Below are 20644 nucleotides of genomic sequence, written 5' to 3'. Positions count from 1 at the left end.
CCGCCGGGGAGCCCTCATACAGGCCGGCCAGGCGCATCGACACTCCACGCGGTAGATCATCATGCCACCGTGAATGCTTGGTCCACTGCAGCGCGTCAAGCCCGCGGAGCACAGGGGCTCAGGGCTCAGGGCTCAGCGTGTCTGGACGTACTACGTCATCGGTACGTTGGTCGTGGCTCCTGTTCCAGGTCGGACGGCGCCGCGGACGGAACCTCCTGTGCCGGGCCCCAGGCTGCCGCGCACAGCGACTCGGCCACTGCGGCCGTGTAGCGGGCGGACGCGAGCCAGTAGGTGGCGAACCCGTCGGTGTCGGCAGGGAGGAGGCGGCCGAAGAGGTCGCGATCGCGTTGGGCCGCCGAGGCGCACAGGGCGGTGAGGAGTCCGGCGGCCGTGGGGAGGCCCGCACGGCGGATGCGGCGGGCCTCGGCGGTGACGTCGCCGAGCATGCCGAGGGCGGCGCGGCCCGCCGGGACCGTCTGTTCCACCCGGCGCTCCAGGAGGTACAGCGGCGACTGCGCGCCGCTCTCTCCGGGCTGTGGCGGGGCGAGGTGCGCGGGGGCAGTCGGGTCCGGGAGGTCGGCGCGGCGCAGGCGGTCGAGGCCGAAGTCGATCGTGCCCGCGCCGGTGGGGTGCGAGCAGGCGAGGAGGGTGAGCCGGGGGTGGAGAGCGGGCACCAGCCGTCCGATGATCCTCAGCCGTGTCCCCGGTGCCGTGGCCAGCAGCATCAGGTTGTCGCGGTGGGCCAGCGCGGGATCGTCGTCGGCGACGGTGAGACGTACCCACGCCTCGGCGGGCGCACCGGCGACAGGAACGCCTCCCTCGCACCGCGCGAGCAGGCAGGTGCCACCCGACTCCCGCACCGCCCCGAGGAGTTCGACGTCCAGGAAGAGCAAGTCACTGCCACCGCCGTCCTGGTCCCCGTAGCGGGAGGTGGACCGCAGGGCGCGGGCGGCCTGTTCGGACGGCGGCGTGTCCCACAGGGCGGCGAGCGGCGGCTCCGTCCACGCCGCACCCCGCGCGGTCACGGCTTTGACGCCCTTCCCGGCGCCCAGTCTGCCGTCCGGCGAGACCGTCGCCCCCGAGACCGCCAGGCCGGCCCGGCCCAGCTCCCGGTGGGTGAGCGCGCTGTCCCCCAGCCGCACGGCCCGGTCGGCCACGCCCAGGGCGCGTCCGACGCCGCCGGGTGCCACATCGCCGACTGTGAAGAGGCGGCCGTCGGAACCCGCGACCCAGGTACGGACGCCGCCGTGCCCCGAGTCGGTGACCACGGGTTCGGTGAACAGGCCGTACAGGCGCAGCGAGCCGTCGGCGCTGTACGGGCGGCGCGCGCGGCCCCGGACAGCGGCCAGCTCCGCGCCGGACGCCGTTCCCACTCGATGTGCGGTGCCCAGGAGTTCGGCCAGGGCCGTGACGAGGTCGGCGGTGCGGTAGGACGGGTCCCCTGCGCGGGCCGCGCGCAGCAGGGTCACCACGGACAGCGCGGCGCCCGCGGCACGGGGCAGTTGCTGGAGCCGGGCGGTGTGCGCGGCGCGGAGGAGCGCCGACTGGGTGACCGCGCCGGCCCCGTCCACGCCGGCCTCCAGCACGGCGGCGCCCGCCGCCCACAGGGCGTCGGCCGCGGCGCGCTGTACCGGGAGCGCCACATCGGGCGGGGAGGCTGTGTCGGGGGTGGGGCCAGGGGCGGTGGCCGTTGCGGAGTCTGGTTCGTAGGTCGGCGGGGTGGACTGATCGGCGTGTTCCGGTGCCGGGTCCGCCGTCGGGGCGGCGCAGGCGGCGGCCGCGCGGTGGGCGCAGGCCGGGGCGAGGAGGCAACCGCAGACGATGCCGTCCGCCGTCGCCACCACACCGCCCGGGGCGTGCAGGCGCAACTCGGTGTCGTCGTCGACCGCGATCGTCACCGTGTCCCCGTCGCGGTGCGTGGGGCGTGCGGCGAGCTTGGTGACCATCGCGTCCAGGCGTTTGCGCAGCCGGGGCGAGAGTTCCTCCACCAGCGTTGCCGTGACCTCCGGCGCGACGGGTGGCAGCCGGTCTGCGGTCATGCGGTCTTCTCCCCTATCCAACGTGCCAGTTCGAGTGGGCTGAGGGCTGCCACGGGCATGCCGGCGGCCACGAGTTGTCCGGCGACGCCCGTCGAGTAGCGGGGACGGCCCGCGTCGTCGAGACTCGCGCACCCGAGGACGTGGCAGCCGGTGGTCACCAGGGCCCGCACCTCGGCCAGCAGTCCGCCGAGCGGTGCGCCCTCCTCGAAGTCGCTGATGACGACGACGAGGGTGCGGGCGGGCACCGTTATCAGGCTGCGGGCATGCCGCAGCCCGGCGGCGATGTGCGTACCTCCGCCCACGCTCACCTCCAGCAGGAGGGAGAGGGGATCGTGCACATGGCCGGTGAGGTCGACGACCTCCGTGGAGAAGGTCAGGAAATGGGTGCTCAGGGTCGGCACCCCGGCGAGCACGGAGGCGGTCAGCGCGGACCAGATCGTGGATGCCTCCATGGATCCGGAGACGTCGGTGACCAGGATCAGACGCCAGTCGGCCGACCGCCGGGCACGGCTGCGGAACACCGGCCTCTCCGGGATCACCTGGACCGTGCCGTCCGCCGCCCGCCGGGCGGTGGCCAGGTTGGCGCGCAGCGTGCGCGGCAGGTCCAGCCGGCCGCCGGGGCGGCGGGTGGGCCGTGCCGACATCGTGCCGGTGAGGGCGGGCCGCAGCCGGGTGGCGAGTTGCCGGGTCAGTTCGTCGACGAGGCGGCGGACCAGGGGGCGGAGCGCCGCGAGGCGGGCTTCGGGGAGGCCGCCCGCGTACCGCAGGATCGTCCGGAGCAGTTCCACGGAGGGAGTGGCGGCCGCCGGGTCGAGTTCGGCGAGGACGTCCTGCCGGCCTGTCGCGGCCGCGGCGGCGAGGACTTCCTCGCGGATGCCGGGGCCGAACAGTGCGGCCAGTTCCTCGGACCACTCGCGGACGCCGGGGAACGACGGTTCCCGGCCGCCGCGCGGTCCGGAACCGTGCCCCGGTCCGGGCAGACCGCTGCGCGACCCTTCGCCGTGTCCCGTGCCGTAGAGCTCATCCAGAGCGGTCGCCAGACGGGCGGCGCCGGACGGCAGTTGGTCGGGCCGTCGGCCGAGCACGAGCCGCCACCGGTCGGCGGGGCCGAGCGTCCGCGCGGGGGTGGCCGGGGTGGAGGGTGCGATACCGGGAGCGGGAGCGAGGGCGCGCGCGGGGGTGGCTGCGGCAGATGGCGCGTTGGCGGGGGTGACCATGGGGCGCGCGGTGGCGGGATTGCCGGGCGGCGGTCGGAACCGGTCTTCGTGAGCGGGAGCCGGGCCCTCGTGCGCAGGTGCCGGCTCCTCATGCGCAGGTACCAGCCCTTCAAGAGCGGGAGCCGGGCCCTCCTGTGCAGGTGCCGGGCCCTCGTGTGCAGGTACCGGGACGGGCAGACCCAGGCCGGCCAGGAGCTCGCGGGCGGCGAGGTCGGCGGTCGTTCGGCGGGCCAGCTCGGCCGGATCGTCCGCGTCCAGGGTGCCCACCCGTTCGCCCAGCCGCTCCTCGACGGTGTCCAGCAGCCGGTCCCGGGCCGCCGGGCTCAGGGTGTCGAAGCCACCGCGCAGGGCCGGCAGGCGGGCCAGGAACCCGCTGTCGTCCAGCTCGACGACCCGGTGCAGCAACGGGTCAAGGGCTGCTACGCCGACGGTCAGGAGTGGGCCCGCCACCGTCAGGACTCCGGTGAGGCGGGCGGCGAGCGCGGCCCGGGAGGCGCTGTCCACGGCTCCGTCCACCCAGGAGCCGACTCGCCCCCCGAAGGCCTCGGCCTCGTCGTGACCCGTGAGCACCCTGACCGCCCCGGCGGCCGCGGCGATCAACGGGGTGCCGTCGGCGGCCAGCCGGGCGAGGGCCGCGGTGAGCCGGATGCCGCCCAACCGGTCGGCCCGCTGGGCCAGTTCGAGCAGCGCGCGAGCGTCCTCGGGCTCCTCGGATCCGGTCAGGCCGTCGACCTGACGGACCGCGGCCGAGGTCAGGAGTTCGGCCGCGTGCACGGTGCGCTCGGCGCGGCCGGAGGCCGTGGCGTCGAGACCTGAGGCGGTGGTGTCGGGATCGGAGACCGTGGCGTCGGGGGCCGAGGGGCCGTCTGGCTCGGTCAGGCCCGGCAGATGGCCGGCCTGGATGCGGTCCAGCAGGTCCAGCCCGGTGAGAAGTTCGGGAAGGGTGCCGCTCGCGGGCAGTACGGCCGCCAGTTCGGCCAGCCGTTCGTCGGCCAGCGCGGGGAGCCCGCATTCGGCGGCCTGCGTGAGGCCTCGAACGACCTGGGCGGCCGTCGGGCCGCCCTCCGCGCGCTCGGCCGCGTGCCGTTGTCGCAGCAGTCCTGCTGCCGCCTGGGCCGGGGTGACGCCGCGGGCCCCGGCCGCGGTGAGCATCGCGGCCGTCGCCGGGGTCCACCGCACCTGCCAGCGCGTCGTGAGTCCTTCCGTGCCCGCCGCGCCGGTCACCCCCTGCTCCTGCGCGTACGGGATGCCGCACACCGTCAGTCTGCGCAGCAGCAGTTCGCGCCGCCGGTCCAGGGTGGAGCGGGCCGGGTCGAGCCTGAGGTCGCGCGGTGCCTTCTCGTGCGCGTCCCCGGGGCCGGGGAGGGAGAGCGCATCGGTCTCGGCCTCGACGGCGGGTCCCAGTCCGCTGCGCGGAGCGGCGGGCGTGGGCCGTCCGGTGCGGACTCCGACGAGTACGCGTTCGAGGGCCTTGGCGACGGCGCGGCCCGTGCCGTAGGTCTCGCCACGCCCCAGCACCGTCTGCACGGCTTCCAGGAACTCACCGCGTCCGGGGGCGGGCAGGCCGCGCAGCCGTGCCAGGTCACCGGCCACCCGGACGACTTCCCGGCCCTCCGCCGGGCCGTAGGGGTGACCCTGTTCGCGCAGCGCGGCACAGACGCGGACCGCGGTACGGATCAGTGCTTCGTGCAGCGCCGCCGGGTCCCCGGCGGCGCCCAGGACGGTGTGCTGCCACTCCGGGTCCCGGATCCCGGCCGGGTAGCCGGACCGTGAGTCGAGCAACGGGTACGTGTACGGGACCAGGGAGACCGTGCACTCCCCCGCCCCCGCAGCCCTGTTTACGTGACCGTCCGCGCCCGGCTCGGGCGCCGCGGCGGACTCGTCCCGCGCGACCGGGCCCGAACCCCGGGTGGCCTCGGCGACGGCCGGCAGGAGCGCCGGGGTGTGGAAGGCGCCCACCACCACGGCGGGCCGCTGCCCGTTCGCCAGGGCCTCGGCGACGTGTCCGCGCATGCATGCCTCGCGCACCAGGTCCGTGCCCTGCACTCCGCCCAGCGCCTCGGCCTCGTACCGCAGTGCCCAGCCGGTCAGCAGGGCGGCACGGCGGAGCGCCTCGGGTGTCGAACCGGGTGCGAGGGCCTCCACCAGCCGGTCCCACAGGTCGTCGCCGTCCCGGCCGGTGAGCCGGGACCGGAGCGCGGCGGACAGTCCGCGCCCCTCCCCCGGCACGGGAGCGGAGTCTGCGCCAGGGACAGGCGCGGGGGCGGGGGCGGAGGTGTCCGGACCGCCCTCCGCCCACGCCCGGTCGGCCAGCGGCAGGTCGATGGCCACGGCCGGCACACCGTTTCTTGCCGCCCAGCGCAGAGCGACCAGCTCCGGCGAGAAGTCCGCGAACGGGTAGAAGGCCGGTCCCCGTTCGCCTCCCGTGCCCGGCCCCGGGCCGTCGGCGGGCACGGCGGCCAGCGCCACCGGGGCCTCGGTCTCCTCGTGGGCGAGCCAGCCCAGCCAGGGCTGGAACTCGGCGGGCAGTTCGATGAGGAGGACGTCGGGGGCCGCCGCGTCCAGCAGCGCCGGGAGGGCGGCCGCCAATGAGGGTGCGTGGTGGCGCACCCCGATCAGGAACGGCAGCCCGGGGCCGGTCGCCGCCAGGTCCGCCACCGCGTCCTCCGCAGTGGCGGACCCGGCCGCCGGTCCCCGTGCCGAGGACACCGCCGACGCACCGGCGGTGGGCAACACCCCAGCGGCAGGCGGCTCCTGGGCAGCGGATCGCGACTCGGCAGCGGACGGCCGATCGGCGGGGGGCCGCGTCTCGGCAGCGGACCGTGACTCGCCGGTGGACCGTGGCTCGGCTGTGGGCCGCGTCTCGGCAGCGGACCGTGACTCGCCGGTGGACCGTGGCTCGGCTGTGGGCCGCGTCTCGGGAGTGGTCGACTCGATCATCCGTCAGCTCTCCAGCACCGCGCGCAGATCCCACAGGGCGCGCCACGTGGCCGAGCCCTGCTCCGCGCGCCTGCGCACCGGACCGTCCCAGTACCCCAGCAGCCGTGCCGCGTCGGCGGGGTCGTCCTTGCGGACGACACCGAGCAGGTGGCCCGGCAGGAGGGAGAGCACGTCACGGTCGCCCGGGAAGTAGGCGGCGGCCAGGCCCAGGGAGCCCGCGACGGAGACGGCCTCCGCCGTGCTCATCACCGTGGAGGGGCGTTCGACCTCCCAGCCCTCCACGGAGCGGCCCTCGCGCAGGTCCCGGAAGGCGGTGACGAGGGCTTCGAGGACCGCGTCGTCCACCTGGTAGGCGGCACCCACGCGTTCGACGGCTGCCTGCGACTGGCTTCGGACGAGGGCGGTCTCGGCGTCCACGTCCCCGATGGGGCCGACCGTCTCGAAGTTGAAGCGCCGCTTGAGGGCGGCGGACATCTCCGAGACGCCTTTGTCCCGCAGGTTGGCGGTGGCGATGAGGGTGAACCCGGGGGCCGCGTGCACTTGGGCGCCCTCGCTGCCCGCGAGTTCGGGGACCGCGATCCGCCGCTCGGAGAGCAGTGACACCAGAGCGTCCTGGACCTCCGGCAGGCAGCGGGTGACCTCTTCGACTCGGGCGACGGCGCCCCGGGTCATGGCCGTGAGAACCGGGGAGGGCACCAGGGCCTGTTCGGTGGGCCCCTGGGCGAGCAGCAATGCGTAGTTCCAGCCGTACTTGAGCTGGTCCTCGGTGGTTCCGGCGGTGCCCTGCACGGTGAGCGCGCTGGTTCCGCAGACGGCCGCCGACAGCAACTCGGAGAGCATGGACTTGGCGGTGCCCGGTTCGCCCACGAGGAGGAGTCCGCGCTCTCCGGCAAGGGTGACCACGCACCGTTCGACCAGGGCGCGTTCGCCGACGAACTTCTGCTCGATCACCAGGCGGGGCGGCACCCCGGATCCGGGCCGGGCGTCCTTCGGCAGGCTCAGTGCCTCGCCCGCGCTGCCCATCACGAAGGTGACGACGGCACGCGGGGTGAGCAGCCAGCCGGGTGGGCGGGGCCCGGAGTCGTGGGCGGCGAGGAAGGCAAGCTCGGTGGCGTACCGGTCCTCGGGCGGTGTGACCTGGCGGGGCGCGCGGCCGGGCGCCGCGGCCCGGTCCGGGTCGCCGACCGCGGCGGTGCTGTCCAAGGTGGTCGTGATGTCGTTCGTCATCGGCGGCCCTTCCGGGTGGCGCGGGTTTCCAGTTCCTCGAAGGCGGGGGCGTCGCCGCCGCGGACCCGTCCCCAGGCCGCTGCGAACAGTGCGGGCACGGGGAGGGGTGGCATGGTCCGGGTGGATCCGGCCACGGGGTACAGGCCTTCCTTCCAGGTCTCCAGCGGCAGTCCGGGGGCGCCGCGTTCGAGCCAGCCGCAGGGGAGGAACAGGGTGCGGCCGGCGCGGGAGCGCTTCGCCTCCACGACGAGGTCGGTGGCGACGAGTTCCGCCCGGGCCTTCTTGACCCGGGCCGGCTTCCACTCGGTCCAGCGGACGCAGTTGCGGTCCGTCGGGTCGGGCAGAGTGAGCAGCATCAGGTAGAGAGCGGCGGCGTCCGCGCTCAGGCCGAGGGTGTCGGCGGCCTCGGTCACCAGGTCCGGCACCGCGCGCGTCGGGTCCTGGGCCGGATAGTGCGGGGAGCCGTCCGGGGTGCCCGCCGCGGCCAACGCCTCGGTCCCCTCGCCCAGCAGGGTGCGCAGCGCGAGCAGATCGCCGCTGCCGTGACCACCGACGGTGCCCTCGACCAGGCCGAACGCCGGGTCTTCGGGCCCGGTCAGGCCGGCCGGACGGATCAGCAGTTTCTCGTTGTCGCCGTGGCCGGGGGCGAGGAGCAGCGCCGTACCGGCCCGGACCAGGCCGTCGGCGTCGGCGCCGCCGGATTCGGGCAGCCCGTGGGCGGCGCGGACCGCGAGGCCGATCGAGCTCCCCGATTCGGTCCACTCCAGACCGAGGTCCAGCACCAGGTCCGGGTCGGCGAGGCGGCTGCGCAGGGCCGCGAGTCCGACGGGCAGGTGTGCCCGCAGGGGGTGTCCGTACGGCAGCGTGTAGGCGAGGGTGTTCAGCGCGGTCAGGGCCGAGAAGACCGCACCACGTGCGCTCACTTGGAGCAGGCCCGGGCGGCCGGTGCCGTCCTGGACGGCGGTGCCGTGGGCGAGCCAGGTCCGGGAACCCGTGTTGAGGATCAGGTCGACGGCGCCGGAGCCGGTGCCCGACAGGTCCAGGTCCATTTCCTCGGGGACGCGGACGAGGGAGGCCAGGCGCTCCTGCCAGACCTCGGCGGCGGCCCGGACATCGGGGCCCGTGGACCACAGCTCGGCTGGATCTGCCGGCAGCAGTGCCCGGATCAGGGCGTGCCGGTCGTCGCGGGGCAGGGAGTTGAGCCTGGCCAGGGTCGCCTCGAAGGCACGTGTCTTCGTCCCCAGCAGTGCGAGCGCCTCGGCGCCTGGCTCCTCGACGGCTGCCGACAGCAGGGCGGCGGACTGGAGGGATCCGATTCCGGTGGCGGAGTCGAACGCTTCGGCGGCCTCCGGACGCCAAGGTGCCGGACCCTGCTCCCTTACCAGGGCGACGATCCGGGTGAGCCGGTCGCGGGCGATGCCCTGCCGGTGCACGTGTTCGTGGTCCAGGGTGAAGCCGGGGACGGGACCGAAGGCGCCGGTCGGGTCGTGGTCCAGGGCGAGCCAGCGAGCCGCGTCGCCGTAGTAGTAGTTCCGGCCACGGCTGGCGATGACGACGACAGTGCGGGTGCCCTTGCGCAGCACCTGGCCGAGGCGGTGCACGGCGTCCTGGCGTCCCGTCGCCGCGTTCCCTGCGGGGAACGGTTCGATGAGTTCCACCTGCCGGACCGTGCCCGCCGGGTCGGCCAGCGGCCCCGCGGCGAGGGTCTCCAGCAGCACGAGGAGGCCCTCGCGGTGCTCGGGGGAAGTGGTCGGGGAGGCTGCGCGGTAGGCCAGTTCGGGCAGGCAGTCGAGGAGGGAGGGCCAGCTCACGAAGTCACCGGGCACGGTGTACTCGTCCCGCTGCCAGCCGTCCACCGGGGTGAACGGAACCTTGGACGGGATGGGCGGGCCGAACGCCGGCTCGCCGGCGAGGACATGGTTGACGGCGAGGATCTGCCGGATCGCGGTCCATCGTCTCCCGGCACCCCACCAGCCGCCGTGCATCCGCTCGGAGTTCCACGCGGAGGCGGTCTGCAGGGTCGTGTCGTCGGCGTGCTCGGGTTCGTGCTCGAAGAACATGCCCTTGGTGCGCGCGGTGTTCCGGGGCGTGGCCGGCTCCACGGGCTTGGGCGGCTCCAGGTACTGGGCGGCCGAGACAGCCCGGTCCACCGCGCTCCGGACGAGCGCGGTGACGCCTGCGAGGAGTTGGGCGTCGGTCACCTCGGGCAGCACCCGGGCGACCGCCACCTGACTCAGTTCCTGTGCCGAGGGCCCGGTGTACTCCTCGACAGCCCGGTAGGCCTCCCAGTGCCGGGCGACCTCGGCGGCGACCTGCTTGAACAGCTCCCCCGCCCGGGAGTCCGTCAGGTCCCGCAGGGCGCGGGAGCCCCTCTCGTCCCTCGGGCGCAGGGCGTGCCAGTAGGCCATGGGAGGCACGTAGGGCGTGCCCGCAGCGTCGTTGCCACCGGAGGAGTCGAGGGAGACGGACCACAGGCGGCCACCGGTGCCGTCCGCGTCCGACGGGTGCGCTTCGACGGAGCGGTGGTTCAGGGCCATGACCGGCCGTGACCCGCCGGGGAGCGTGAGGCCGCCGAGCGGCACCGGGGAGCCGCCGCCGGGCAACGGGTACGGCAGGGTGACCGTGTGGCCGTCGGGGGTGCCGGCGACGATCCGGTGGCCGTCGGCGGGGTCGGCGGTGCCGGGCTCGGTGACCGTACGGCGGACCCAGCGGCCGAGGACCGTGCCGTCCGTGCCGAACGGGGTGGTCTCCAGACCGGGCTGGAGCGGCAGCACCTGACAGCGGTCGGTGAGCAGCCGGGTGCCGTCCCGCACCCCGGAGCGGAGGAAGCCGGGCAGGGAGGAGCGGCCGTGCGTGCCGCTGACCGGGTCGTACTCCAGCCATACCTGCTGGGTGCCCTGGTGGCCCTCCCGCCAGTGACCGGTGCCGTCGGAGATGACGGCGCGCTGGGCCGGGAGGGAGGTGTCGCCCGCGTGGAGCGCCTTGCCGCCGGTCGCGCGGCCGCCACCGGGCAGCGGCAGGCAGACCTCGTCCGAGGGGCCGGAGCCGCCCCAGCGCGGGATCTGGTCACCGCCGACGGTGAACACGTCGGCCGGGCGGTGCGACCAGTAGCCGGACTGCTTGCCGTCCTCCCACCAGATGACCAGCAACTCGCCGTCGACGTAACGGAAGGCGGGAGTCCGCCATTGGTCGGAGCTGGCGGGCAGCCGCAGGGTGTGCCGCAGCAGCACACCTTCCGGGCCGACGACGACGGCCCGTTCGGGCGTGTTCAGGATCAGTGCGGGCCAGGCGCCGGTGACGCCGACGCTCTCCGACCGGTGGTGCCGCTGACGTGTGGAGGCGGCGGCCTCGGCGGCCAGTTCGGCGTAGGCCTCGTCGAGCGCGGGCCAGCCCAGTTCGTCGAGGACGCCGGTGCGCAGGGTGGAGGCGAGCAGCGGCACGACGTCGTGGGCCTTGAGGAGCCGCACGGCTTCCGGGGCGACGTCCGCGATCACACCGCGGAACGCCGAGAGCCTGTGGAGGGCGGTGCGCAGCCCGGGGAGTCCTCGTGCGGCCGTGTACTCCTCGGCGCAGGTGGTCAGCCACTCCCGCAGGATTCCGGAGAGCACCGGATGTGCCGCAAGCTTCGCCATGCCGGCGTCGCTCAGGCGCTGGCCGTGCCCGTCGCCGAGGCCGCCGACGTTGCCGAGGAGAAGGGCGCGGAAGACCGGCCGGCCGGCGACGGCGGTGAGGTCCCGCGCTCCGGGCACGGTGTCGGTGAGCCATGGGCCCAACGAGAAGCCGTTGGACCGCGCATTGCCCGCGTCCTGGTCGTCCGGCTCGGCGACGGGGACACCGGAGGCCAGGCAGAGGTCGAGAAGGTCCAGGTCGGCATTGCGCTGCCAGCGGCCCTGGAACAGCTCGACGGGGCGTCCGTCGGCGCGCAGCCGGTCCGCCATCCGGGCCACCAGGTCGAGGGTCTGCCGGCTGCGGCCCGAGGTGACCCGGTTGCGCCGGCGGTGTGCCTCCCAGCGGGCGAGCCAGTCCGCCGGGGAGACGGTCGGGTCGGCGGGGGCGGAGTCCGAAGGGGTGTTGTCCGGGAGAGCTGTCAGCAGGTCCTCGGCGCCGGACTCGGCCAGCAACGCCAGCCAGTCGGATTCACCGGCCTTCTCCCCGTGGCCCTCGCTGAAGGTCTCCGGGAAGAAGCCGAGGAGCCGGGCCCGCACGGCCACGTCCCGTCGGGCCAGGGCGATGAGCGCGGAACGGTAGGCCGTCCAGAACGAGGCGGGGGCGCGGACGACTCCCGGGGAGCCGATCAGATCGGCCACCAGATCGCGTTCGGCGGCCTCGCGGTCCAGTCCGGCGGCCTTGACCAGCGCGCGCACGTCCTGCGGCAGCGCCGCGTACGGCGGCATGCCGGCCGCGCAGCGCTCGACGAGCAGACGGCGGAACTGCGCCCAGGCGTCGGCCGGGGCGAGCCGGGCCACCAGGTCCCGTACGTACTGGCGCAGTGCCTTGACGGTCAGTGCGCCGGCGAAGGCGAACTCCAGGAAGACGGCCCGCTGCCGGTCCTCGTCCACGACCAGCCCGTGCACCCGCTCGGCCTCGCGGGCCTTGCCGAAGAAGGACGCGGCGTAGGTGGTGTTCTCAGCCTGGAGGAAGAGGCGCGCCACCTGCTCGTAGTAGGTGGGGAGGAAGTGGGGCACGGCACGGCCGAGGCGGACGCCGAGCGCGTCGAAGCCCTCCTTGGCCGCTCCGGCGCGGGTCTTGGCCTGCCGGCCCAGCCGCTCGATGTCCTTGACCAGGGCGAGGGCGTGGTGCCCGTTGGCCGGGTCGTTGACCAGCGCCCAGGCCGGGAAGCCCAGTGTCTCGCGGCGCACCTGGCCGACGACGGGGGCCTCGGCGGTCCGGGCCAGCCCGAGGAACTCCAGGGCCAGGTCCTCCGCTTCACCGAGGGTGCCGGGCACGAGCCGGACCACGGGGCGGTCGCCGAGGGCGGTGTGCGTGTAGGTGCGGGCGGTCAGCGCGTCGGCGTCGTCCCGGTCGGTGGTGCCGGCCGGGAGGATCGTGCCCGCGTCGAGCAGGGCCGCCGCACGGGCCTCGTCGGCGTGGGCGGAGGTGATCCTTCCCCGGGCCTGGGCGGGAAGGGGCGTCGCGTCGGCGGCCGTCGGGTCCGTGTTGGTGTTCGTCGTCGTGATGCTCATGCCGCCCGCTCCTCGTTCTCCACGTCGCGGCCGGCGTAGAGCGCCGCCGCCATGCGCATGCCCTCGGACCACGTGACGGGGCCGACCTCGGCGACCGTCAGCGCGCGCCCCGAGGGGTCGGTCCAGCCCAGGGGGCCCGTCTCGGTGTCGTACGCGTCGTACCCGTCGTGCTCACCGATCCAGATACGTGCCTCGGTGGTGGCGCCGTCCTCGACGACCGGGCAGACCGCGTATCCGCCGCGCGACCGGTATCCGAGTTGGGTGACGCGGCCGTGCAGGAAGCGCAGTTCCTTGAACACGCCGCCGGCATACGTGTCCACGGATGTGGTGTCGGGGGCGAGGCCCGGCGGGCGGCGCCACACCTCGCGGAACAACTGCTCCACGTTCTGGCTGACTCCCAGTTCGACCGCGAACTCCCGCAGTTCGTCGAGGTCGTCGAGGAGGACCGGGTGAGGCACGCTGACGACGTCCGGGGTGATGCGGACCGTGTCGCCGTCCAGGTCGACGAGCCCGAGACCGCGGTCCGGGTCGACATCGCGCAGGAACCCGGCGACCCCGCCGTCCGCACCCGTGACGACCACGTCCCGCAGAGCCGCCTGCCACGCCGGATCGGGCCAGACGCGGGCGAGCACCGCCGTGGGGACGGGCAGCGAACGCACCATCCACTGCTCGACGTCGGTCAGGCACTGGTGCTCGTGCCGCTCCAGCCACTCGGTCAACTGCCGGAGCCCGACGACCGCCGGGTCCTCCTTCAGTTTGGCCGGAACCGACTTCAGCCGCCGTCCCTTCCCGTTGCGGCAGACCACCTTGCCCGCTTCCAGAGCGACTTCGTAGTCGCCCGCCGGAACCCACCCCATGCGCTGTTCTCCCCATTGATCCGAGCGGCCGTCGAACCGGCGGCACGCTGATGAGACCCGCCGGCGGCAACGCACCGTGACGAGTGAAAAAGACTCTAGGCGCCGCCAGTGACAATGAGGTCGGGCCCCTCCGCTTCGCCGTACGGGCCGGACCCCGAAGGGGACGTCCTGCCCCGCCCGCCGTCCCGCCACGGCCCGCGATCACCTCGCCCACTGCCGGAACGGTCCGCCCCGTCTCCGGCGCCCCGGTCGGGCGATACGCCTTCAAGTGATAAAGGCTGCGCACTCCATTGACATGCCCATTGCTCTATCGCTTTTATGGCGCCGGGCCGCAGGCCATCGGCCCCCCGCCCCCGGAGAACGAGAGTTGAGTCCGGGACAAGGGGGAGCGATCGCCCGCGACGCCACCATCCCCCATGCCTCCACCGGCAGGGCACGCGACAGAAATGGGAGCGCTCCCATGATCGTTGCAGGACCTGCCGCCCTTCAGAGAGGAACCCGCACCGTGCCCCACCCTCTCCGGCTTCTCCGACTCCCCCCATTCCTCCGGCGCATGGCCCGTACGGCGGCCATCACCGCGGCCGCCCTGCTCCTCCCCCTCGCGGGTTCCCAGGCGGCAACCGCAGCCGACGTCGCACCGGGTGCCGGCTACTGGCACACCAGCGGCCGCCAGCTCCTGGACGCCGCCAACCAGCCGGTCCGCATCGCCGGCATCAACTGGTTCGGCTTCGAGACGTCCAACTACGTTCCCCACGGCCTGTGGTCCCGCGACTACAAGAGCATGATCGATCAGATGCAGTCGCTGGGCTACAACACCATCCGGCTGCCTTACAGCGACGACATCTTCACCGGTACGGCGCCCACGAGCATCAACTACTCCGCGGGCATGAACAGCGATCTGCAGGGTCTCGACTCGCTGGGGGTGATGGACCGGATCGTGGAACACGCGGGCAGCATCGGCATGAAGGTCATCCTGGACCGGCACCGGCCCGACGCCGCCGGCCAGTCGGCGCTCTGGTACACCGCCTCCGTCCCGGAATCCACCTGGCTGGCCAACCTCAAGGCGCTGGCCGCACGCTACGCCGGCGACGACGCGGTGATCGGCATCGACCTCCACAACGAACCGCACGACCCTGCCTGCTGGGGCTGCGGGGACACCACCAAGGACTGGCGGCTGGCCGCACAGCGCGGCGGCAACGCCGTCCTCTCCGTCAACCCCGATCTGCTGGTCTTCGTCGAGGGCGTTCAGACCTTCAACGGGGTGTCCGGCTGGTGGGGCGGGAACCTCATGGGTGTCGGCCAGTATCCGGTGGAGCTCGACGTGGCGCACCGGGTGGTCTACTCGGCGCACGACTACGCCACCAGTGTCGCCCAGCAGCCCTGGTTCAACGACGCCTCGTTCCCCGCCAACATGCCCGGCATCTGGGACAAGTACTGGGGCTACATCTTCAAGCAGAACATCGCACCGGTGTGGGTGGGCGAGTTCGGCACCACGCTCCAGTCCGCCACCGACCAGAAGTGGCTGAAGGCACTGGCCGACTACCTGCGGCCGACGGGCCAGTACGGCGGTGACAGCTTCTCCTGGACGTTCTGGTCCTGGAACCCCAACTCCGGTGACACCGGCGGAATCCTCAAGGACGACTGGGCCACCGTCGACACCGTGAAGGACGGCTACCTGGCAAGCATCAAGGCACCCGGTTTCGGCGGCGGAGGTGACGGTGGCGACGGTGGCGAGACCCAGGCGCCCTCCGTTCCGGCCGGCCTCACCGTCACCGGGACCACCAGCAGTACGGTCTCCCTTTCGTGGACGGCGGCGTCCGACGACACCGGGGTCACGGGCTACGACGTGTACCGCGGCTCCGCCAAGGTCGGCACGGCCACCGGCACCGCCTACACGGACTCCGGTCTGACGGCCGGCACCTCGTACGTGTACTCCGTCCGGGCACGCGACGCGGCGGGGAACACATCCGCGGCTTCCGCCCCGGTGACGGCCACCACCACCCGCACCTCCGGCGGCAACAGCGGATGCACCGCGGCGTACACCGTCAGCGGCGACTGGGGGAACGGCTTCGGCGTCGACGTGACCGTGACCAACACGGGCAGTTCGAGCGCCGCCGCGTGGAAGGTGAGCTGGACGTGGGCGGGAAGCCAGCAGGTCACGAACATGTGGAACGCGGCCTACACCCAGACCGGCTCCGCGGTCAGCGTGACGAACACTCCGTACAACGGGAGCCTCGCCGCTGGTGCGCACACGAGCTTCGGCTTCCAGGGAACGCCGGGCTCGGGCGGCGTCCCGACCGTCACCTGCACCCTCTCCTGACGCGGCAGAGTGCCGCTTCCGCCCCGGCCGACGAGAGGTCGGCCGGGGCGGGCGCCGGGCCCGCCGCTCACCGCGGGAGCACCGTACGCACCTGTCGTCAGGACGGCTCGTCGGCCTGGCGCCGGCCGACGAGGGTCAGCCCTCCGACGACCGCGAGGCCCATGAGGACCACGCCGAACACCGTGGCACCGGCGGTCAGGCCCACCGCGTCGCTGAGATAGCCGACGGACACGGGAAGGACGCCGGCCGGCAGATAACCACCCACGTTGAAAGCGGCGTTGGCCTCCGCCAGACGCCGGGAGGGGACCGCGGAGTTGAGCAGCGACAGCCCGCCGAGCTGACCCAGCCCCTGGCCTGCGCCGGCGAGCAGCGCCGAGGTGACGAGGACCGGTGCCGACGAGGTGTGCACGGCGACGATCAGCATCGCCATGCCGGCCGCAGTGCTGATCGCCCCCATGGCCAGGATGAGACGCCGGCTCAGGTGCTGAACGGCGAACTGCACACCGGCGGCCGTGAGGAACATGGCGAACGCCATGGCACCGGCGACGATCCGGCTGGTGGTGCCCAGCAGGCCCGACAGGAGCGAGGGGCCGAGCGAGAGAACGAAGGAGGTGGCGGTGATGCCGGGCGCGAACACGGCAATTCCCATGAGGAGTTGGCGGCCGCTACCGCGCGGCACACCGGGTATGCGCACCCAGGCGCCCCTCGGGGGCGACACATGGCGACTGAGCGGCATGCGCAGCACGGTCAGCACGGCGGTGAGGAGCAGCACGCACTCGACGACGAACACGGTGACGGTCGGCGCGGGCAGCGTCTCGGACAGGACACCGGCCAGGAACGGGCCGAGACCGGCACCGATGACCATCGCGCAGGAGGCGATGAGAGCAGCGGTCCGCGCGCGTGCAGGACCGGCCACGTCGGTCACCGCGGCCATTCCCGCCGAGACGGTCGCCCCTACGGCCATGCCCGTGAACAGCCGGGCCGCGATCAGGGCGGTCACACTTCCGGCGGTCGCGAAGAGCAGGCAGGCGACGAGAGCGAGCGCCAGCGCCGGCAGCAGAACGGGCTTGCGCCCGACCCGGTCGGAGACCACACCGCAGACGAGGAGCGAGCCGATGAGGCCGACGATGTAGCACGCGAAAACGACGGTGAGGGTCCCCTTGGAGAAGCCGATGTCGTGCTGCCACAGCACGTACAGCGGTGTCGCGGCATTCGAGAGGACGAAGACCGCCGTCACCGGCCATGCGGCCAGCCACACCCACCACGTCGGAGCAGCACCCCGGTCGGCCCGGGCCCCGGAGCCGCCCCCGGCCCTGCCCCCGAGAGTGTGGACAGGTGTGGCTGGAGATCTGGACATGACTGTTCCTCCCGAGTCACCTAAGTACGAGTTGAGTCGAACTTAGCATGCAGTACGATTGGAGTCGTACTAAGGAATCGATCCATCGGGAGTTGGCCATGCCTCCGAAAGCGAGCACCTCGCCCGTGACTCATCAGGCGTTCCCCGAGCCACCCGGTCTGCCCGGACCCCTGCCCGAGCCGGCGATCGAGGAGTTGCGGCTGGAGACGGTCCTGGGCGCGCTCAGCGAGCCGTTGAGACTGACGATCGTGCGCAAACTCCTCCTGGAGTCGGAGCAGTTCGACCATTCCTGCGGCTGGTTCGGGCTGGACCGGCCCAAGTCCTCACTCACGCACCACTTCAAGGCACTGCGGGAAGCGGGGGTCACACGCCAGCGCCAGTACGGACTCGAGCGCCGCAGCCACGTACGCGTCGACGATCTCAACGCCCGCTTCCCCGGCCTCCTCGACCTGGTGGCCGCCTGGACACCCGGGGCGTGAGCGGGTCCGCCGCCGAGCGGCCGAATCCGGATCCATCGGGTTGGCGCGTTCATCGGGTTCCCGCCACGGCAGGCACTCGCACATCGGAGGCGGGGCGCCGGTCGGCACCCCGCCTCGATGTGGTGCGCGACGCCCTACTTCTTGCGGAACGCGATCAGCGTGCCATCGGCTCCGGGTACGAAGAGCCGGCCCTTGGCCGTGGAGATGCCGGGAACGACGAAGCCGCGCCCGTCGTCCTCGGCGATGATGTTGGACGTGGGCGCGGGCGCGGGGTAGCGCCGGTACGACCACGCGACCTTGCCGGTCTTCTGGTCGAGCACGACGAGGCGGCCGTCGGCGTCGTCCACGTACACGTATCCGTTGGCCACGAGGCGCACCGTGGCCGCTGCCACCGAACTCGTATAGGTCCAGGCGGCCTTGTACGTAGTGGTGCTGCGCGCACTGACCTTGCCCAGATGCGCGGTGTACACGCGGCCCGGGCCGAAGACGGGAGTCGCGTCCGCGGGCAGCTTCCGCACTTCGGCGCCGGTCTTCTCGTCGTAGGCGGTGACCGTCTGGTCGTCACTGTCATTGCTGCGCACCCATGCCGCACCGGCGCCCAGAACGACCGGGTTGCCGTACGCGCCCCAGACGTCCGGCACGTGGAAGCGGTGCAGCTCAGCACCGGTCTTGAGGTCGAGGTGGTGCCACGCGATGCTGTCGAACCCGATCCAGACCCCGGAGGCGTCGACCACGGTCGGGGCCCAGGACCACTCCGAAAGGGTCGCCGTCCACGCCTGGGCTCCGGTGTCGGCGCGGAGCGCCAGGGCCGTGCCGCGGCCGTCCTGGAGGTAGAGCAGTCCGTCGTACCAGACGGGCGGGTACTGCATGGACGCCGAGCCGATGGTCACCGACCACTTCGGCTTCCCGGTGGCCGGGTCCCACGCGGCGATCGTGCCGCGGGACGTCTGCGTGTACAGCAGACCTCCCCCGTACGCCACCCCCGCCTGGGGCTCGTTCTGTTCCAGTGAGACGGCGGGCCACAGGTCCTTGCCGGTGGCGGCGTCGACTCCGACGAGCATCATGCGCGGGCCGCCCTCGGTGCCGTCGTCGGCGTTGACGACCGCGTACACCTTGTCGCCAACGGCGACGGGCGCGGAGACGACGGTCCCGAAGTCCCGTGACCACAGCTTGGTGTACGGAGGGGCCGCTGTGGCTCCCGCGACAAGGCCGTCGGCCCGGCCGTTCGCGCGGTAGCCGAGCGTCGCATCCGTCAGCTCGGCCGTGGTGGCGGTCCTGCCCGGCACCGGGGCCGACGCCGCCCGTGGAGAACCCGTGAAGGTGAGCAGTGTGACGGCGGCGAGAGTCATCACGCCAAGTCTCGTACGCAAACGGCGCGTTGTTGCATTCAACGAGGTACCCCCTGGTCAGTTGCCACCCGGTTCGGATGACAACGGCCCATTACCCCCACAGAACGTTCACATGCGTTCGGACTCAGAGGTGCGGGGCGCGGCCCAGGGCGATCCGGCATACCGACCCGCGGGGGCGGGGCGTGCGTCATGCCGGCGCGGCACCCGGGGGTCCGGCCGACTCGACCGGGACCGGGGTGGTGCCGCCGGCCTGCGCACGCCCGCTCCGCTCAGTGACGGCTTGCACGGGTGGTGCGGCGCCAGCCGAAGGGGCCCGGCAGATTCATCGACGTCGTGCGCCGGCCGGTGCTGCTCCGGGTCCGTCGTGGACCGTGCTTGCCACCTGTCGTGATCGACCACGACTTGCGGTTGATGTTGAGGGTCACACCCGGAAGGATCCTGAAGCTCTTGCGGAACGTGAGCGGCATGGTGCCTCCTGGTTCGGTGTCGTCGACCAGCCGGTGACGTCGACGAGTTGTCCTTCGTGTTGCCTGATAATCGCCATGCATGTACGGCGGCTCGGGCCGGATTCCGGGAACCGCGCTCCGGCCCGCCCGGTCCGCTCGTCAGGGGGCGGTGACAGGCAGGCGCGCGCACCGGCGGCACACGCGTGCGGACGTGGCGACACGCGCGTGGAGGGCGATGACGATCAGACAGGCGGCCGCGGTCAGGGGCCAGTCACCGGCGATCACGGCGGCTGCGACGAGCGTCAGGGCGCTCAGTCCGAGGGCGACCGCCGCGGCGGTTCCCGACCAGGCGACCACGAGAGGCAGTCGTTGCGGGAGGCGCAGCCGGCGGCCCAGCGAGCCAGTGGCGGAGAGGAACACGGCCGCGGGCAGTGCGGTGAGGGCCGAGAGGCCGCCGAGATGCGCGACGGCCACCTGGAGCGAGCCGGGCAGTCCGTGACCCTCCACGCGGGTGGAGAGCTCGACCAGGGACCAGCACACCAGCAGGCACGGGACGATCAGCATGACGGTACGTGCGGTGTGACGGGCCTGAGTGACGGTCAGTTCGTACTGGAAGCTGGGGGCCAGTTCGGCCACGGTGCCGAACTCGCGGATCGCCCGGCGTGCCGCCTCCCGGCCGGGTTCGGCATCGGGCGACAGTTCCCGCGCGGCATCCAGGAGGCCTTCGCGCAGCTCGTCCACCATCCGGGCCTTGAGCCGGGCCGGGCCGTGCAGTCTCGCCGCCAGGTCCGCGAGGTGGGTCTCGACGGGGTCGCCGGCCGGAGGCTCCGACGCCTTCACGTGGCGTGTCCGGGGGCGGGGGCGGGTTCCAGGACCGAGCCGATCGCCGCGGTGAACTCCCGCCACAGGGTCCGTTCGGTCGCCAGGCTGCGCCGTCCGGCGTCGGTGAGCCGGTAGCAGCGCCGGCGGCGTTCACCCACCGACTCCCAGACACTGCTCAGCAGCCCGATCCGCTCAAGCCGGTTGAGGGTGGGGTAGATCGTGCCCTTGCGCAGCTCCAGCACACCGCCGCTGCGCTCCTGGACCGCGGCGATGATCGCGTAGCCGTGCAGGGGGCCCGATTCCAGTACGGACAGCAGCAGTCCGTCCAGGTGGCCGCGTACCGCATCCGTCTTCATAGTCAGGCAGCCTACCTAAACGGCGTCACGGCGTGCTACTTATAGGTTGGAA

The 20644-nt window shown here is 73.2% G+C and carries 12 protein-coding genes; 2 read left to right on the top strand and 10 right to left on the bottom strand.

The features are described from left to right. Window positions 1–155 precede the first annotated feature (155 nt). The 5 genes from OG521_37990 to OG521_37970 form a co-directional block, all read right to left on the bottom strand. The gene (locus tag OG521_37990; GenBank protein ID WUW26249.1) at window positions 156–2039 is read right to left on the bottom strand and encodes a hypothetical protein; all 1884 of its coding nucleotides are present in this window, start codon (window positions 2037–2039) and stop codon (window positions 156–158) included. After that, window positions 2036–5965, bottom strand: coding sequence for a DUF5682 family protein (locus OG521_37985; protein ID WUW26248.1), 3930 nt, complete (start codon window positions 5963–5965; stop codon window positions 2036–2038). Before OG521_37985 ends, OG521_37990 begins: the two co-directional genes overlap by 4 nt. Window positions 5966–6199: 234 nt before the next feature. Beyond that, complete coding sequence (locus tag OG521_37980) at window positions 6200–7423, bottom strand: AAA family ATPase (protein WUW26247.1); 1224 nt, start codon at window positions 7421–7423, stop codon at window positions 6200–6202. After that, entirely contained in the window at window positions 7420–12606 is a 5187-nt protein-coding gene (locus tag OG521_37975) for a hypothetical protein (GenBank protein ID WUW26246.1), read from the bottom strand. The genes OG521_37980 and OG521_37975 overlap by 4 nt, the downstream gene beginning before the upstream one ends. Further along, the gene (locus tag OG521_37970; protein WUW26245.1) at window positions 12603–13463 is read right to left on the bottom strand and encodes a DUF4132 domain-containing protein; all 861 of its coding nucleotides are present in this window, start codon (window positions 13461–13463) and stop codon (window positions 12603–12605) included. The genes OG521_37975 and OG521_37970 overlap by 4 nt, the downstream gene beginning before the upstream one ends. A 553-nt stretch (window positions 13464–14016) precedes the next feature. On the opposite strand from OG521_37970, the gene OG521_37965 reads away from it, so the two are divergent. Continuing rightward, window positions 14017–15783: a cellulase family glycosylhydrolase gene (locus tag OG521_37965; GenBank protein ID WUW26244.1), complete on the top strand. Its 1767-nt coding sequence runs from the start codon at window positions 14017–14019 to the stop codon at window positions 15781–15783. A gap of 97 nt (window positions 15784–15880) precedes the next feature. Here OG521_37965 and OG521_37960 read toward each other — a convergent pair whose 3' ends face one another. Beyond that, entirely contained in the window at window positions 15881–17140 is a 1260-nt protein-coding gene (locus OG521_37960; protein ID WUW26243.1) for an MFS transporter, read from the bottom strand. 98 nt (window positions 17141–17238) lie between these two features. On the opposite strand from OG521_37960, the gene OG521_37955 reads away from it, so the two are divergent. Beyond that, complete coding sequence (locus OG521_37955; GenBank protein ID WUW26242.1) at window positions 17239–17619, top strand: ArsR family transcriptional regulator; 381 nt, start codon at window positions 17239–17241, stop codon at window positions 17617–17619. A gap of 134 nt (window positions 17620–17753) precedes the next feature. Here the strand turns inward: OG521_37955 and OG521_37950 are convergent, their stop codons facing one another. The 4 genes from OG521_37950 to OG521_37935 all read right to left on the bottom strand — a co-directional run bounded on the left by OG521_37950 (window position 17754) and on the right by OG521_37935 (window position 20592). Next, window positions 17754–18968 (bottom strand): PQQ-binding-like beta-propeller repeat protein, encoded by a 1215-nt coding sequence (locus OG521_37950; GenBank protein WUW26241.1) that lies wholly within the window; start codon window positions 18966–18968, stop codon window positions 17754–17756. Window positions 18969–19237: 269 nt separating this feature from the next. Next, the gene (locus OG521_37945) at window positions 19238–19435 is read right to left on the bottom strand and encodes a DUF4236 domain-containing protein (GenBank protein WUW26240.1); all 198 of its coding nucleotides are present in this window, start codon (window positions 19433–19435) and stop codon (window positions 19238–19240) included. Between the two features lie 138 nt (window positions 19436–19573). Then, entirely contained in the window at window positions 19574–20254 is a 681-nt protein-coding gene (locus OG521_37940; GenBank protein ID WUW26239.1) for a permease prefix domain 1-containing protein, read from the bottom strand. Then, window positions 20251–20592, bottom strand: a complete 342-nt coding sequence (locus tag OG521_37935; GenBank protein WUW26238.1) for a PadR family transcriptional regulator — start codon at window positions 20590–20592, stop codon at window positions 20251–20253. Before OG521_37935 ends, OG521_37940 begins: the two co-directional genes overlap by 4 nt. Window positions 20593–20644 lie beyond the last annotated feature (52 nt).

It is taken from the genome of Streptomyces sp. NBC_01463, from assembly GCA_036227345.1.
In the GTDB taxonomy this organism is placed as follows: Bacteria; Actinomycetota; Actinomycetes; order Streptomycetales; family Streptomycetaceae; genus Streptomyces.
This window is presented reverse-complemented; position numbering and strand designations above follow the sequence as displayed.